Below are 14,779 nucleotides of genomic sequence, written 5' to 3'. Positions count from 1 at the left end.
GGATCCGCCCCCCCCGAGAGACGAGGTACAGGCCGATGAGGTTTCGACACCGGCGCGCCGCCGCCGCGGCCGCCCTGGCAGCCGCGGCGGTGACCGGGCTGCCCGCCTGCTCCGCGGTGCTGGGCGAGGAGGAGTCGGTTCTCGACGCAGACACGCTGACCATCGGAGTCAAGGCCGACCAGCCCAGCCTGGGGATGGAGGACCACGAGGGCGACCTCACGGGCTTCGACGTGGACGTGGCCCTCTACATCGCCAACAGGCTCGGCTTCGCCTCCGAGGACGTGGAGGTGGTCGGCATCGCCTCCGCCGACCGCGAGAGGAAGCTGATCAGCGGCGAGGTGGACATGGTCGTGGCCACCTACTCCATCACTCCCGCCCGTAAGACCGAGGTCACCTTCGGCGGCCCCTACTACGTGGCCAAGCAGGACGTGCTGGTGCGCGCCGAGAACACCGACATCTGGAGGGTGCGCGATCTGGAGGGCGACCGTGTCTGCTACGAGAAGGAGTCCAACTCCCTCGCCCGCATCAGCGAGGGCCTGGGCATCGACGTCGAGCAGAGGGAGAAGACCAGCTACAGAGCCTGCATCGACGCCCTGCGCGAGGGGGAGGTGGAGGCCGTCTCCACCGACAACCTGATCCTGGCCGGGTTCCTCGCCGAGGAGCCCAACGCCTTCCGGCTCCTCAACAAGCCCTTCACCGACGAGAAGTACGGCGTCGGCCTGCCCCACGGAGACGTGCGCGCCTGTGAGGCCGTCAACAGGGCCATCAGCCAGATGTACCAGGACGATACCGCTGAGGAGCTGCTGGAGCACTGGTTCGGCAGGACCGGCCTCCAGGTCGTGACGAGCGTGCCCCAGTTCGAGGGCTGCGACCCGACGTGAGGCCCGGGAACGTGGTGCGCGTGCGCCCGCGGGCGGGTGCGGGGCGCGGGTGGCGAACGGCAGGAGCGGGGCCCGTGGCCGGAACCGGACGGAGGAGCCCCGCTCCGCGCCGGACCGTCGCCGGGGCGGCCCGGCGCGGGTACGGGTCCTGCACCGAGCAGCGGGGCAGTGGTGGACAGGATGGGAGTTGTCCGTTGACCATCGTCGAGTTCCTCAACGCGCGTCTGGACGAGGACGAGCGCGCGTCGGAGGCCGTCCCCGCGGGAACCCGCGGCCGTGACCGGGCGCTGGCGGAGGTCGCGGCCAAGCGCAAGATCGTCCGCGGGTACGTCGAGGCCCACCGGGCGGGCATGCGCGGCCTCGAACCCCTCGTGGCCCCCGACGCCGCGGGCACCCTCCCCGAGGCCCGGCGCGGCGACGGCGGCGATCCCTGGTCGGAGCTGCTGGCCTGGCGGCTGGCGGTCAAGTACCTCGCCGGTGTGTACCGGAACCACCCCGAGTACGACCGGTCCTGGGCGGACTGACCCGCCGTCGCCGGCGGGGCCCCGACACGGACCGGAAACGCTTGACTTGTTCGAACTGGTGTTCGGTAATCTAGCGGGGTGAGTCTTCTGAACGAGCAGATCGACGTCCGTTCCACCGAGGGCGGGACCCCCGCCCAGTTCACCTGGCGCGGCCGCGCCTACCGGGTGCGCAGGGTCATCGGGGACTGGCCCGCCCGCCCGGGCACGCCCGGCGTCCCGGCCACGCAGGTCCACCTGCTCCGCGTCTCGGCCGAGTCCGACACGGGGGAGCCGAGCATCATCGATATCACCCGCGATCTCGCCTCCGACCGCTGGACCATGCGCCGCCACTGGAACTGATCCGGAGCCCGCCCGGCGCCGTCGAGCGGACCCCGCCGGGCGGGCGGGAGCGGGGCCCGGAAGGTACGGCCTAGAGGAAGATCCGGCCGCGCCGGGTGCGGTCGCGCAGGGCGGCCATGCGGCGGGTGTTGCCCGGTCGGCGGGTCAGCAGGTGGTAGAGCAGCAGCGAGCAGCCCCGGTCGGTGCGCGCGCGGTCCGCCATCTCGCCCATGTTCACCCGCGTGTACAGGTTGCCGCCCCCGGCGAGGACGCGCACCGAGTGGGCGCCCTCGGGGACGTGCGCGTAGGCGTGGTTGTCGGCCGTGTACTCCATGGCCCGCGACAGCGCGGCCCCCAGCCCCGGGACCAGTTCCCCGCCCAGCGCCGCCGTCCGCCGCCAGAAACCGGTGTGCCCCGCCGCCACGTGCCCCAGCTGGTGCGCGACCAGGAAGGCCAGCGCCTCGGGGTCGCGGACCCGGCCGCACGGGCCGAACAGGTCGTCCGACAGGACCAGGTACCGGCGCAGCCCGTGCCCGGCGGCGTCGGTCCCCCAGCGGCGCGGCCCCACCCGCACGTAGGCCTCCGGCGTCCGGGGCAGCCCCGTCTCGGCGGCCAGCGCCACCACCATCCGGTGCGCCTCGGGGAACTGCGTGGGCGAGATCTTCACCGACTCCGCCCTGCGCCGGGCGTACAGCAGTCCCCGCGCCTGCCAGTACACGGCGGGCACTACCGCCAGGGCGGCGACCGCCCACAGCCACGACCCCGACAGCGACCACACCGCGTGGGCCAGTCCCGCCGCCGTCAGCAGGGTGGCGCCCACGCACGCGGCCAGGAGCGGGGCCTCCCACGGGTGGGCGGAGGCCGGGACGACCTCCTCGTCGGCGCCGAGCACCCGCAACCCCTCCCTGGAACGGGTTCTGGGGCCTGCGTCGGCGTCGGAGCAGCGGCGGGGCGCGTCGTGCGCCGGACACGCGGTGGCGCGCCCCTCCGGCGGCATCGCGTGGGACATCCTGCCTCCCCTCGGGTCGCGGTCTGCGGGACAGCGGGGGGATGACTACTTCCTGTGTCCAAATATTACTTTCCGCTGTCCTGAAGATGGGGAGTGTGCGCTACGGCGTGTCCGTGGCCGGTGGCCCCTCCACCCCGGCCCGACAGGCGCGAACGCGTCCGGGGCCGTCGCCGCGGCCCGGTTCGTACGCGGTCCGCGGCCCGCCGCTCCGCCCGGGACCCTCACCCGGAGTCACCGTCAGTGCGGCTGCTCGTACCCGCGCAGCTCCTCGGCGAGCAGGTCCAGGAAGTGGTCCACCTGCGCCGGGTCGTACCCCGGCCGCGCGCGCGTGGTGCTGAACTGGATCCGCTCCACCTCGGCGGCGGTGAGCGTGGCCCGGTCCGGCCGCCCCTGCTGGAGGACGTCCAGCGTGAACTCGGCCCGGTCCAGGAAGTCGTCGACCTCCTGCTCGTTGTAGCCCGTGGTCAGCCGGGTGGTGGCGAACTGCTTCTCCCGGACGTCCCTCGGGGTCATCCCGGAACGCCGCGGCGGCCGGGGCGGGCCCTCCTCCTGCCGCCGCGGCGCGTCCGGGCTCGCGTCGGGGTCGGGCCGCTGGTGCCGCGGCCGCGCGGAGGCGCCCGCCGCACCGGAGCGGGGAGGCGACTGGTCCCGGGCGCGGCCGAGGCCGCGACCGGCCAGGTCGGCGACCACGACGTCGAGGAAGTCGTCGACCTCGTCCTCCCGGTAGCCCGGACTGAGTCTGGTGGTGCGGAACCGGGAGTTGCGCACCTCGTCGGCCGTGATGAGCGCGCCCGTGCTCGGGCCGCCCTCCAGGGCGACGAGCGTCGCCTCGATCCGGTCGAGGAGCGCGTCGACGTCCTCCTCGTTGTACCCCGGGCGCAGACGCACCGTGTGGAACTTCTTTTCGCGGATGTCCGCCGGTGTCAGAGGCATGGTCCCCATTGTGCAGAAGACGAGGTTCGCAGGGCTGTCTTATCCCCGGGTCGTGTGTGATTCGGCCTCGGCCAGCAGCTCCACGAGGCGGGACAGGAGGTCCTTCACCTGGGAACGGTCGTACCCGCGCAGGACCAGGTCCACCGGTGCGTCGGCCAGTTCCGCGGAGGTGATGGGGTCGGGCGCCGGCGCGGAGGGCCGGTCGAGGGCCCGCCCGTCCTCGTCGATGAGGACGGGGCCGCCGGTGAGGGCGGTCAGTGTGGAGGAGGCGCGGAGGACGAGGTCCTCCACCTGGTGGCGGTCGAAGCCGCGCAGGACGATGTCGAAACCGGGGAAGGGGAAGGGACGCGGGGCAGGGGATGTCATGGGCGCATTATGCCCGCGGGGAAGCGGCCTCCGCCACAGCGGCGGGCACTGTGGCCGGGTGTGGACGCCCCGGGCGGTCCGGCGCGGACACGTCGTCATGGGCGCGGGGGCCGCGCGAGGTCCGGGACGAGACAGGGGGACGGCTCCGGGGAAGGCCGGGAACCGGTGGGCGCGGGGGGCGGTCGCGCCGTCCGCCCTCCCTCAGCCCCGCATGAGGTAGAGGGCCAGGCCCTGCGCGATGGCGTCGGCGGCCCGCTCCCGCCACGCGGGGTCCTCCATGAGCGCCGCGTCCTCGGGGTTGCGCATGTTGCCCGTCTCCAGGAACACCTTGGGCACGTCGGACATGTTCAGCCCGCCCAGGTCGGTGCGCACGTCCAGGCCCTCGTCCGCGAGGTAGTCGGCGGTGGGGACACCGCTCCCCTCCAGGTACGCGCGGTGGATGTCCTCACCGAGCAGCCGGGAGGACTCGGTGATGTCGTCGGTGAAGCCCTCGACCTCGCCCGGCATGATCACGTGGAACCCGCGACCGGTCTCGGGTCCGCCGTCCGCGTGCAGGGACACGGCCGCGTCGGCCCCCTCCTCGTTGCCGATGCCCGCGCGCTCGTCGATGCACGGCCCGACCCCGCCGTTGTCCTCGCGGGTGAGGACGACCGTGGCGCCGTCGGCCTCCAACCTCTCCTTGACCAGCACGGACAGCTGCCAGTTGAACTCGTGCTCGGCGTAGCCGCTCGCGGTCTCGGTGCCGACGGTGTCGCAGGCCTTCTCGTTCGGTCCGGCGGGGACCATCGCGTTGATCTCGTCGGGGGCGGCGGCGTTGCCGCCGTTGTGGCCGGGGTCGATGACCACGACGCTGTCGCCGAGGGGGCCCTGGCCCGGAGGCGGGCCCTCCTGATCCCCGCCCCCGGGGGCCTCGCGGTCGTCACCGTCCTGCGGTCCGGGGAGGGGGAGGGCGGCGGTGGGGTCGCTGCCGGGGGGCGCCCCGGGCGCCGTCGAGCAGGCGACGGCGGTGAGGAGGAGGACGGAGGCGAGTGGCAGGGCGCGGGTGGCGCGGCTCCGGGGCCCTGATGGTGCGGAGACGGGCATGCCCACAACCTAGCCGCTCCGGGGACCCGGGCGTCACCCCGGGCGTCCGGCGGTGGGGCGCGGGGGAAAGGAGCGCGGGCGCGGGGGAGGCCGCGGCTGACGGGAACGGGCCCCGCCCGGGGGTGTGCCGCCCGCCACCCGGGTCGTACGCCCATGGGCGGGTCAAAGGCATTCCCCGGGGACGCGCTTCCTTTGTAAGACGCGACATACGGTGTTCGGTTTACCGGTTCCGAGAAAAACTTCCACAGATAATTGCGGTGTCGCTCAGAGTGAGGAAGTCTTTCTCTGTGATCTTTTCGTGATGGGCTGCGGGGGAATTTGTCCTTTGTGGGGAGGTAAGGTCTGGGTTAGGAAATCGGAAGTACTCCACGGCCCGGTTCCCGCGCCCCCTCCGTCCGGTGGTCGCGACCGCGCCCTCCTGTTTCCGCTGGCAGTGAGCTTTCTGTGTGCTCCCGCCATCCCCCATCCGATCCTGGTTCGCGCCCTGTGTTCCCACGACTCCCCCCGCAGTCGGCCGGTGGCGCGCGTATCCAGAGCAGTCTGACCAGTGCGGACTGCGGCCGATCCGAAGAGGATTGACTTGAAGAACACTCGCGTTACCGCGCGCCGCATTCTCCAGGGCGGAGCGGCTTTCGCCGCTCTCGGCGCGCTCAGCATCGCCACGGCTCTCCCCGCCGCGGCCGAGACCGAGTACTACGGCTGGGCCTACGCCTCCGTCGGCAACTGGGAGGGCGTCGCCGTCAGTTACGACGGCACGACCACCAACAGCTACTCCGGTTCCGTCGGCAACTGGCTGACCTTCTCCGGCACCAGCAGCGCCACGGTCGGCAGTGACGGCGTCACCGCCACGGCCACCGTGGACACCGCCCGTCTCCAGATCACCGTCTCCGACGTGGAGGAGATCGTCGAGGACAACCTCGACGAGGAGCCCGAGGCCACGGAGGAGACCGGGGAGACCGAAGCCGAGGAGTCCCCGGCCCCCGAGGGCGAGGAGACCGAGCCCGGCGTCGACGACGGTCAGCCCGAGGACGGCGGTACCGGCGGCGAGGGCGCCGACGGCGGTGAGACCGGCGGTGACGAGAACACCGGTGGTGGCGAGACCGGCGGCGAGGGTAGCGGCGGCGAGACCGACGCCCCGGAGGCGCCGGAGACCAGCCCGGCCCCCGAGACCGACCCCGCCTCCGAGGCCGAGACCCTGGTCCTGGACGAGGAGAGCACCGAGCTGGTCAGCGGCTCGGACGAGATCGTCCTCGACGCCACCCTGTCGGGTGTGACCACCACGACCACCCAGAGCTGGGACGGCGAGGTCTCCCACAGCGCCGACGTCGCCGACATCTCCTACCCCGAGGTCGTCACCCTCGACAGCGGCGAGCAGGTCGCCGTCCTGATCGACCTGGAGTCGTACGAGTACGTCGAGGAGTACGCCGACGAGGAGAACGGCGTCACCTGGAACGACGCCTACACCGGCTTCGCGGTGACCTTCACCGTCGACGGCGCCGAGGCCCCCTTCTACTACGTGGACCTGGCCGAGAGCCTCGCCAGCGTCGGTGCCGCCGAGATCGGCGACGGAGGCGGCGACAACGGCGGTGACGACGGCGACGACAAGCCCGCGCCCACCCACCCCGAGGACAAGACCGAGAAGAAGCCGCAGCCGGAGAAGCTGGAGAACGCCGAGTCCCTGGCCCAGACCGGCAGCCCGATCGCCGGTCTGATCGCGGCCGGTGCCGCGATCGCCGCCGGTGGCGGTCTGGCCGCGTACTTCGCGCGCCGCAAGAAGAACACCGCTGACTCCGCCGCGGAGACCAGCGAGGGCTAAGCACGCGCTTGGCGTCGGCTGAGCCGACCCGGCCCCGGGGACACGTTCCCCGGGGCCGCTTCCGTTGTCCGGAGCCTTCCGTCCGGCACCGCTTCCGCTGCCTCCCGGGGCGCCCGGAACTTCGCGGCGGCGGCCTCCGTTGACCGGTGGCCGGTGTCCGCGCACCGGCCGATCGGCCCACGGCGAACGGTTTCCGTTTCGTGATCCAGAGGTTAGGCTCGCCGTAGGGCGCCCGCACACACCGCCCGACACAGAGTCACCTTCCCGGGGTGGGAAGGCCCCGACACGATCCACCCCGCACACCGCGACCGGTCCTCTCAGGCCGGTCCGGCAACCCTGTCCGCCGTTCGCGGCGGTCACGGGCCGACCCCAGGGTCGGACATCCCCCGCATACAACAGGAGTGTTGTGGTGTCTCCCGCCAAGCTGACCGCGCGCCGCCTCGTCCGCGGCGGCGTCCTGTTCGTCGCTCTCGGAGTGCTGGGCGCCGTGCCCGCGCTCCCCGCCGCCGCCGATCAGCTCGTCTGGGGCAACGCACAGGCCTGGGTGGCCGACGGCGACGTGGTCACCGGCTACTCCACCGCCACCGGCTTCGGCGGCGAGACCGAGGGCAGCGCCGCGGCGGAGGACCTCTTCGGGCCGATGGCCGCCTACCTGGAGATCGACGGCGAGAGCCACACCGTGGTCGACGCCGACAGCGCGCGCGCCGCCTCCACCGTGCGGACCGCATCCTTCCGGATGGAGGTCGCCGACCTCGCCGCCCAGGGGCTGATCGACGTGCCGCCGGAGGTGGACCTGCCCGAGCCCTCCGCGCCGCCGTCCCCCTCCCCGGAGGCCGAACCGTCCTCGGAGGACATCCCCTTCCGGGACGAGCCCTCGCCGGACGGCACCGGCGGCGACGGCACGGGCGGCGCGGGTGGCGGCGCGGACGACAGGGCCCCCTCGGGCGGGGACCCCGCCGACGGGGGAACCGCGAACGGGGGCTCCGGGGACGGCGGAGACACCCCCGCGGACACGGGGGACCAGGACGCGGCCCAGGCGAGCGAGGAGCCCTCCGACGCCCCCCGGCACGAACCGGAGGAGGGCGCGTCCCCCAGCCCCTCCGGCTCCTCCCCGAGCGCGGCCGGGGACGTGCTCCTCCTGGACGGGACCGCCGCCGAGACGGTGTCCGCGGACGGCAACGCCGTGGAGTTCACCCTCGCGGACGTGACCGCCACGGCCACCGCCGGGTACGACGGCGTGACCGAGACGACCTTCGCGCACGGCGACCTGACCGCGTTCGGCGTCTCCGCCGGGCCGCTGGGCAAGAACGCTGACGGGACCGTGGTGGCGGAGGTCCTGGAGGTCTTCGACGAGGACGGGGACGTGGCCCTGGAGGTGCCCGTCCGCATCCGCTTCGAGGCCAACGAGACCACCTTCCAGGACCGGGACGAGGACTGGGACGGGCGGGGGAGCCGCAGCTGGATGACCGTGTGGGTGCAGGTCGGAGAGGTCGGCCAGGAGAGGGGCTTCGCGGTGGACTTCGCCGACGCGTGGGCGCTCGGGTCCACCTACGCCGCGACCACCCCGCCCTCCCCGGGCGACAAGGGCGACCCCGAGGAGGAGTCGCCGCGGCCGGAGGAGGCCGCCGGGGACGACAACCGCCTGGCGACCACGGGCAGCTCGCTCGCCGCGCTGATCACCGCCGCGGTGGTGGCGGTCGGCGGAGGCGCGGCCGCCACCTTCCTGGCCCGCGACCGCACCACCGCCATGGACGACCGGATCGAGGACTTCTAGCCGGCGCCCTCCGGCCCGCCGCCCGGCTTCACCGCGTGCCCGGACATCCGCCTGCCCGGCTTCACCGCGTGCCCGGCTTCGCCGGGTGTCCGGACACGGCCCCGGGCGGAGGTCCCGTCCGGGGGAGCGCCCGTGCCCGCCGCCCCTCGGCGCCCGGACACGCGGAAGGCGGGCCTCCTGTGGGAAGACCCGCCCTCGACCTTTGTCAGCCGCTTTCAGCGGCCGGAGCCCGTCCGACCGTTCCCCCCGGAATCGGCGCAGACAGGGGAGATCACTCCGTACGCTGGCTGGGGATTCCGGCCAGCAGGGCGCGGACTTCGGTCTCGCGGTAGCGGCGGTGTCCGCCCAAGGTGCGGATCGAGGTCAGCTTGCCCGCCTTCGCCCAGCGTGTCACGGTCTTGGGGTCCACACGGAACATGGTGGCAACCTCGGCGGGGGTCAACAGGGGCTCCGCCTCGGGCGTGCGAGTTGACATGTGTACGGCCTCTCCTCCTGGATCTGTGTGCCGATCCTTGAGCCTTAATCCTGGCACTTGGCCCGGATGTCCAATATTCCCTCTAGGTCTATATTGGCATCACCCGAGGTGATTGTACGACCACTCCAAGCAACTTTGCACGTGGGAGGCCAAAGAAAGCCGCCCGTGGCCGCGTCACGCTAAGTGATTCTAGCGACACGTTTAGTGGCATGTGGCGTATTCGGTCAAAACTTCGTTCTCCGGCCTCGTTTTTCTCGATGCGGAGTGCCCGAAGTGTTACGGCTGCCTGACCGAAACCCGGCTCTGTGGAGCGTGGTGGAGCCTTTGGCCCTCGGTGGGCGGTTCGCGTGCGGGGGAGGAGGCGGACCGGCGGGGGAGGGGCGCCGTGTGCTTCGGCTGACGGTCGGGTCGCGCGGATTCCCCGCGTGACAAGGGTTTCCTGGTTACTGAGGGTGCGCTCTGTGATCGTTTGGCTACAGTCTACGCCGATCCCTATCGGGCGTTATGCCCAGTTTCACGACTCTTGATGTCGTGCGCGGACGACGTCCGGGCTCGCACCCTTGTCACGTGCGAAAAGACGGCGGAGGAAGGGAGAGAAACCTGGTGTACCAGGTTGGTAACCGGCGTGGCGCGCACGTGTCCGCCCTGTCGGATGACGACAGAAGGCGGTGGGTGTCCATGAAAACGTGGTCACACCGTAACCCTCAGTTGGCGTGCTCCAGTGCGCGTACCGACCTCCAGCGCCGCGTGAGCCTCTCGCGCAGCTCCACCACGCGTCGGCCGTCCCCCGTCGCCAGGGCCTCGATCGCCCCCGCCACCTCCGCCACCGAGTGGTCCTCGCCGAGGTGGTCGTCGCTGAGGAGGTGCGGCAGCCCGCCGTAGTCCAGCTCCAGCAGCGAGTCGGGGTGCGCGGTCAGCGTCAGCCAGTCCGTCAGCTGCTCGGTGGCGGCCGACACCGCGTGCTCGCCGATGTGCTCCCGCAGCACCGCCGCCGTCTGCTCCAGCCGCCTCAGGGCCAGCGAGGTCCGCGTCAGGTACAGCAGGGTCCGGGTGGAGTTCGCCGACAGCACCAGGCACCGCTCCTGGGCCTCGAAGGGCACGAACCAGGGGATCGGCACGGTCCAGTTGCTCGACAGGATCCCCGGCCGCGCCAGCGCGCCCGAGTCCCGCCACTCGCGGTACTCCTCCTCCGCCCGCTCCGCCTCGTCCACGGGCACGAACGCCGTGCTCACCCCCACCGGCATCGTGCTGGTGAACTCCGTGAAGGCCCGCCACGAGCGCAGCCGGGTCTGCCAGGGGCAGACGTACAGCCGCTCGTTCACCCGCCGCAGGTAGGCGTTGCGGCTCTCCTCGGCCGGCGCCACCACCGGGGGCGTGGCCACCAGGCGGCTCAGGCTCTCGGCGTGCTCCGCCGCCAGCGCGTTGATCCGCCGGGGCCGGTCGGGGGAGGCGGCGTACTCCTCCCAGTAACCGCGCTCGTACGGAGAGAAGGCGTTGATCGGCTGGTAGACGCGGAGATAGGCGGTGTAGGGCAGCACGAACGCATCGTGGCACATATCGTTGTCTGTGGCACTCACCACGGATAGCCTGTGCGGCCGCCGTTACGTGCGCTCACCACATCCGTCACACCCGGGTGGCGTAGGCACGACGGGGGCCGACCAGGTACGGTTGTGTGTGTACGTAAGCTGGCGCCTGTCGTCAGTCGCGTTTGACGGCCGTCAGCCCGATAGTGCGGGTTTGTAAGTGATCTGGGGTTCGTCGGAACCCAATCGTTGAGGGGGTCGAGCCAATGGGGCGCGGCCGAGCCAAGGCCAAGCAGCAGAAGGTCGCCCGGAAGCTCAAGTACAGCTCCGGCGGGACCGACCTTGAGCGGCTGCGGTCGGAGCTGGGTGTCGCTGAGGACGAGGGGTCTCCCTCCGGGCCGTCGGGTCCGGATGATTCCTACGTGGATTCTCACGACGACCTGGTCGACCGCTACGCGGATCTTGCCGACAAGTACTCGGACTCGGACAAGTAGTACCCGGAGTACCCGGCAGCGCCGGTGCCCAGCAGGACCGGTACCCGGTAGGACTGGTACCCGGCATACCGAGACCTTCAGGTCGCTCGGACAACAACCGCTGACCTGTGGCGGTCACGGCTCCCGGACCCGGGAGCCGTAGCGGACAGGTGGATATAGCCGGTGCGAACCACTGCGGTGGTTCGCACCGGCTATGTTCGCGTCCGCTCCTCACGCGCCGCGGTACTCGCCGGTCAGGACGGCCCGTCCCGAACCGGCCGTCACCGTGCCCAGCCGCCAGGCCGGGACGCCGCGGTCGGACAGCAGCCGCAGGGCGCGTTCGGCGTCGTCCGCCGCGACGACCGCCGCCATGCCCACACCCATGTTGAACGTGGCCTCCATGTCCTCCCGGCCCACGCCCCCCTTGTCGGCCAGGTAGCCGAACACGGGGGCGGGCGCCCAGGTGGAGCGGTCCAACTCCGCGTCCAGGTGGTCGGGCAGGGAGCGCGCCAGGTTGGCCGCCAGCCCGCCGCCGGTGATGTGCGCGTAGGCGTGCACCTCCACGGCCGCGGTCAGCGCCACGCAGTCCTTGGCGTACACCCGGGTCGGGGTGAGCAGCACCTCGCCCAGCACCCCGTCCAGCTCGGGGACGTGCGCGAACAGGTCCAGGTCCGCCCGGTCCACGATGCTGCGGACGAGCGAGTAGCCGTTGGAGTGCGGGCCCGAGGAGCCCATCGCGATGACGGCGTCGCCCTCGCGGACCCGGTCCTGGCCCAGGATCGCGTCGCCCTCCACCACGCCGGTGCCCGCACCGGCCAGGTCGTACTCGTCCGGCTCCATGGCGCCCGGGTGCTCGGCGGTCTCACCGCCGACCAGCGCGCAGCCCGCCTGGTGGCACCCCTCGGCGATGCCGCCGACGATCTCGGCGATGCGCTCGGGCACCACCGCGCCGCAGGCGACGTAGTCGGTCATGAACAGGGGCTCGGCGCCGCTGACCACGAGGTCGTCGACGACCATCGCCACCAGGTCGATGCCGATCGTGTCGTGCCGGTCCATCTGCTGGGCGAGCATCACCTTGGTGCCCACGCCGTCGGTGGAGGTCGCCAGGACCGGGTCCTTGTACTTGTTCGTGTCGAGCCGGAACAGGCCCGCGAAGCCGCTGGCGTCGGTCACCTGCTCGGGCCTGCGGGTGCGCGCCACGTGGCGCTTCATCAGGTCGACGGCGCGCTCGCCGGCGGCGATGTCCACCCCGGCGGCCGCGTACGCGCCCGACGTCCCCGTGCTTTCGGCTGCCACGCCAGTTCTCCTTGTGCTGTGTCGCTTGGTGGTGCGGTCCCCGCCTCCCCTCCCAGGGCACGGCGGAGCCGCCGCGCGGGCCCGTGCGGGCCCGGCGGCGGACTACTTGTCGCTGGTGGCCAGCGTCGATCCCTCGGGCGTGCCGCAGGACTTCTCCAGCAGGTACTTGCCCCGGGCGTCGTCGCGCACCTCGATCGGGTACACGCCGTCGAAACAGGCCCGGCACAGGTTGTCCTTGGGCACCTCCGACGCGGCGATGAGCTCGTCGAGGTCCACGTAGGCCAGGGAGTCTGCGTTGACCGAGGCGGCGATCTCGTCCACGGACATGTTCGCCGCGATGAGCTCGGCGCGCGTGGCGAAGTCGATGCCGTAGTAGCAGGGCCACAGCACGGGCGGGCTGGAGATGCGCACGTGCACCTCGGCGGCGCCCGCGTCGCGCAGCATCCGCACCAGGGCCCGCTGGGTGTTGCCGCGCACGATGGAGTCGTCCACGACCACCAGGCGGCGGCCCTCGATGACGTCGCGCAGCGGGTTGAGCTTGAGCCGGATGCCCAGCTGGCGCAGGGTCTGGCTGGGCTGGATGAAGGTGCGCCCCACGTAGGAGTTCTTCACCAGGCCCTGGGCGAAGGGGATGCCGCTGGCCTCGGCGTAGCCGACCGCGGCGGGCGTGCCGGACTCGGGCACCGGGATGACCAGGTCGGCCTCCACCGGGTGCTCCCTGGCCAGGCGGCGGCCCACCTCCACACGGGTGGAGTTGACGTTGCGGCCCGCGATGGTGGTGTCGGGGCGGGCCAGGTAGACGTACTCGAACAGGCAGCCCTTGCGGCGGGCGGGCGCGAAGCGCCGCGAGCGGACCCCGCGCTCGTCGATGGTGAGGAGCTCGCCCGGTTCGATCTCGCGCACGACCTTGGCGCCCACGATGTCCAGGGCGGCGGTCTCGCTGGCGACCACCCAGCCGCCCGCGCCGGAGGTCTCGCCCAGGCGGCCCAGCACGAACGGGCGGATGCCCTGGGGATCGCGCGCCGCGTACAGGGTGTCCTCGTCCATGAACACCAGGGAGAAGGCGCCCCTGACCTGCGGGAGCAGTTCGAGGGCGGCGTCCTCCACGGAACTGCCGCTCCTGGCCCGCTCGGCCAGCAGGTTGGTGAGGACCTCGGTGTCGGTGGTGGCCCCCCGGCGCGTGTCGGGCAGCATCGCCGCCAGTTCCGGGGTGTTGATCAGGTTGCCGTTGTGGCCGAGCGCCAGACCCCCCTCGCGCGCCGTGTAGAAGGTCGGCTGTGCGTTCTCCCACACCGGCGACCCGGTGGTGGAGTAGCGGCAGTGGCCGATCGCGAGGTGGCCGCGCAGGGAGTCCAGGGTCGCCTCGTTGAAGACCTGGGAGACGAGTCCCATGTCCTTGTAGACGACGATCCGTTCCCCGTCGCTCAACGCGATGCCCGCGGACTCCTGACCGCGGTGTTGCAGAGCGTAGAGGCCGAAGTAGGTGAGCTTGCTGACTTCTTCGCCGGGCGCCCAGACCCCGAAGACACCGCAGGCGTCCTGCGGGCCGCGTTCGAGCGGATCGAGATCCATGGTGAGCCGGCCGTCGGAGTACGACACACCCACAGCTTAGTGCCTGGCCGTCGGCCGGGCACCACCCGGGGGAGGTACCGGCCACAGGGGCAGGTGTCCGGACAGGTCGGAGCGCACGCCGCTGGCCCGCACCAGGTGCTCCGACACCGCCTGTTCCCAGGGGGTGCGGCCGGTGGCCACGCGCAGCCAGGTGAGAGGGTCGGTCTCGACGACGCCCGGCGGTGTGCCGCGGGTGTGCCGGGGGCCCTCAATGGCCTGCACGGCGCCGTACGGCGGCACGCGCACCTCCAGGCTGTGACCGGGAGCACGGTCGGCGAGCACCGCCAGGGTGCCCCGCACCGCGGCCTTGAGGGCCGCGCGCAGGGGTTCCCCGGCGCGCAGCACGGCCTCGGCGCAGGCGGCCACGGCGGCCTCGTCGTTCCCCTCGAAGGGGGCCTCTCCCAGTTCGGAGAGCTGTTCGTCCAGGGAATCGCGGAGGCGCCGCACGGCGCTCGCGCTCAGGGCGGAAGGCATGGAGGTGAGCCTACGGGCCCGAACCGCGGCATGGCCGGGTGATCGGCCCGATGAACGGAGGGGGTACTTGTTATTGCGGCCAAATAGACCGAAGGTGGACATCGAAGAACCCCGGCGGAACTGTCCACCGGTCTCCGCTCGATTGGGTGATTCCTGTCTCAGCGCGACGCTGGCCAGCGGGAGCGGGACACGGTAGCGTCCCGAACCGTCCCGGTGTTGTCGA

15 protein-coding genes are annotated in these 14,779 nt (G+C 72.1%); 6 read left to right on the top strand and 9 right to left on the bottom strand.

All coding sequences use genetic code 11. The annotated features are described in order from the left end of the window. Positions 1-35: 35 nt before the first annotated feature. The 3 genes from EV372_RS08155 to EV372_RS08145 all read left to right on the top strand — a co-directional run bounded on the left by EV372_RS08155 (position 36) and on the right by EV372_RS08145 (position 1,744). The gene (locus tag EV372_RS08155; RefSeq protein ID WP_130395504.1) at positions 36-881 is read left to right on the top strand and encodes a glutamate ABC transporter substrate-binding protein; all 846 of its coding nucleotides are present in this window, start codon (positions 36-38) and stop codon (positions 879-881) included. Between the two features lie 194 nt (positions 882-1,075). Next, positions 1,076-1,405 (top strand): DUF6221 family protein, encoded by a 330-nt coding sequence (locus EV372_RS08150; RefSeq protein WP_130395503.1) that lies wholly within the window; start codon positions 1,076-1,078, stop codon positions 1,403-1,405. A 78-nt stretch (positions 1,406-1,483) separates the two neighbouring features. After that, positions 1,484-1,744 carry a DUF6504 family protein gene (locus EV372_RS08145; RefSeq protein ID WP_130395502.1) on the top strand — a complete coding sequence of 87 codons (261 nt, stop codon included), beginning with the start codon at positions 1,484-1,486 and terminating at the stop codon, positions 1,742-1,744. Positions 1,745-1,814: 70 nt separating this feature from the next. On the opposite strand, the gene EV372_RS08140 is transcribed toward EV372_RS08145, so the two are convergent. The 4 genes from EV372_RS08140 to EV372_RS08125 form a co-directional block, all read right to left on the bottom strand. After that, the gene (locus tag EV372_RS08140; protein ID WP_197044377.1) at positions 1,815-2,732 is read right to left on the bottom strand and encodes a M48 family metallopeptidase; all 918 of its coding nucleotides are present in this window, start codon (positions 2,730-2,732) and stop codon (positions 1,815-1,817) included. Between the two features lie 237 nt (positions 2,733-2,969). Beyond that, positions 2,970-3,674, bottom strand: a complete 705-nt coding sequence (locus EV372_RS08135) for a DivIVA domain-containing protein (RefSeq protein WP_130395501.1) — start codon at positions 3,672-3,674, stop codon at positions 2,970-2,972. A 30-nt stretch (positions 3,675-3,704) separates the two neighbouring features. Beyond that, the gene (locus EV372_RS08130; protein ID WP_130395500.1) at positions 3,705-4,031 is read right to left on the bottom strand and encodes a hypothetical protein; all 327 of its coding nucleotides are present in this window, start codon (positions 4,029-4,031) and stop codon (positions 3,705-3,707) included. 201 nt (positions 4,032-4,232) lie between these two features. Beyond that, positions 4,233-5,114 (bottom strand): N-acetylmuramoyl-L-alanine amidase, encoded by an 882-nt coding sequence (locus tag EV372_RS08125; RefSeq protein ID WP_130395499.1) that lies wholly within the window; start codon positions 5,112-5,114, stop codon positions 4,233-4,235. A gap of 580 nt (positions 5,115-5,694) precedes the next feature. Here EV372_RS08125 and EV372_RS08120 point away from each other — a divergent pair. Both EV372_RS08120 and EV372_RS08115 read left to right on the top strand, forming a co-directional pair. Next, positions 5,695-6,930: an LPXTG cell wall anchor domain-containing protein gene (locus tag EV372_RS08120; RefSeq protein WP_130395498.1), complete on the top strand. Its 1,236-nt coding sequence runs from the start codon at positions 5,695-5,697 to the stop codon at positions 6,928-6,930. Between the two features lie 409 nt (positions 6,931-7,339). Further along, the gene (locus tag EV372_RS08115; RefSeq protein ID WP_486484110.1) at positions 7,340-8,704 is read left to right on the top strand and encodes a hypothetical protein; all 1,365 of its coding nucleotides are present in this window, start codon (positions 7,340-7,342) and stop codon (positions 8,702-8,704) included. 271 nt (positions 8,705-8,975) lie between these two features. Here the strand turns inward: EV372_RS08115 and bldC are convergent, their stop codons facing one another. Continuing rightward, positions 8,976-9,179, bottom strand: coding sequence for a developmental transcriptional regulator BldC (gene bldC, locus EV372_RS08110; protein ID WP_013155387.1), 204 nt, complete (start codon positions 9,177-9,179; stop codon positions 8,976-8,978). Between the two features lie 704 nt (positions 9,180-9,883). Then, positions 9,884-10,735, bottom strand: coding sequence for a DUF8083 family protein (locus EV372_RS08105; RefSeq protein ID WP_130398815.1), 852 nt, complete (start codon positions 10,733-10,735; stop codon positions 9,884-9,886). A 233-nt stretch (positions 10,736-10,968) separates the two neighbouring features. On the opposite strand from EV372_RS08105, the gene EV372_RS08100 reads away from it, so the two are divergent. Continuing rightward, entirely contained in the window at positions 10,969-11,196 is a 228-nt protein-coding gene (locus tag EV372_RS08100; protein WP_130395496.1) for a DUF3073 domain-containing protein, read from the top strand. A 210-nt stretch (positions 11,197-11,406) separates the two neighbouring features. Here EV372_RS08100 and purM read toward each other — a convergent pair whose 3' ends face one another. The 3 genes from purM to EV372_RS08085 all read right to left on the bottom strand — a co-directional run bounded on the left by purM (position 11,407) and on the right by EV372_RS08085 (position 14,556). Beyond that, positions 11,407-12,471, bottom strand: a complete 1,065-nt coding sequence (gene purM, locus EV372_RS08095) for a phosphoribosylformylglycinamidine cyclo-ligase (protein WP_130395495.1) — start codon at positions 12,469-12,471, stop codon at positions 11,407-11,409. Positions 12,472-12,573: 102 nt separating this feature from the next. Next, a complete protein-coding gene (gene purF / locus EV372_RS08090) occupies positions 12,574-14,070 on the bottom strand; it encodes an amidophosphoribosyltransferase (protein WP_130395494.1) in 1,497 nt (498 codons plus the stop codon). Positions 14,071-14,079: 9 nt separating this feature from the next. After that, a complete protein-coding gene (locus tag EV372_RS08085) occupies positions 14,080-14,556 on the bottom strand; it encodes a sterol carrier family protein (protein ID WP_130395493.1) in 477 nt (158 codons plus the stop codon). Positions 14,557-14,779: the final 223 nt, after the last annotated feature.

Source organism: Nocardiopsis sp. CNZ308 (assembly GCF_004217075.1).
The sequence above is the reverse complement of the archived record's forward strand: the minus strand, read 5'-3'. Positions and strand labels throughout refer to the sequence as shown.

Excerpts from the sequence above, each read along its gene's own strand:
- EV372_RS08100 (WP_130395496.1), top strand. The coding sequence starts at position 10,969 with ATGGGGCGCGGCCGAGCCAAGGCCAAGCAGCAGAAGGTCGCCCGGAAG.
- EV372_RS08105 (WP_130398815.1), bottom strand. The coding sequence starts at position 10,735 with ATGTGCCACGATGCGTTCGTGCTGCCCTACACCGCCTATCTCCGCGTC.
- EV372_RS08085 (WP_130395493.1), bottom strand. The coding sequence starts at position 14,556 with ATGCCTTCCGCCCTGAGCGCGAGCGCCGTGCGGCGCCTCCGCGATTCC.
- EV372_RS08140 (WP_197044377.1), bottom strand. The coding sequence starts at position 2,732 with ATGTCCCACGCGATGCCGCCGGAGGGGCGCGCCACCGCGTGTCCGGCG.
- bldC (WP_013155387.1), bottom strand. The coding sequence starts at position 9,179 with ATGTCAACTCGCACGCCCGAGGCGGAGCCCCTGTTGACCCCCGCCGAG.
- EV372_RS08125 (WP_130395499.1), bottom strand. The coding sequence starts at position 5,114 with ATGCCCGTCTCCGCACCATCAGGGCCCCGGAGCCGCGCCACCCGCGCC.
- EV372_RS08155 (WP_130395504.1), top strand. The coding sequence starts at position 36 with ATGAGGTTTCGACACCGGCGCGCCGCCGCCGCGGCCGCCCTGGCAGCC.
- EV372_RS08130 (WP_130395500.1), bottom strand. The coding sequence starts at position 4,031 with ATGACATCCCCTGCCCCGCGTCCCTTCCCCTTCCCCGGTTTCGACATC.
- EV372_RS08135 (WP_130395501.1), bottom strand. The coding sequence starts at position 3,674 with ATGGGGACCATGCCTCTGACACCGGCGGACATCCGCGAAAAGAAGTTC.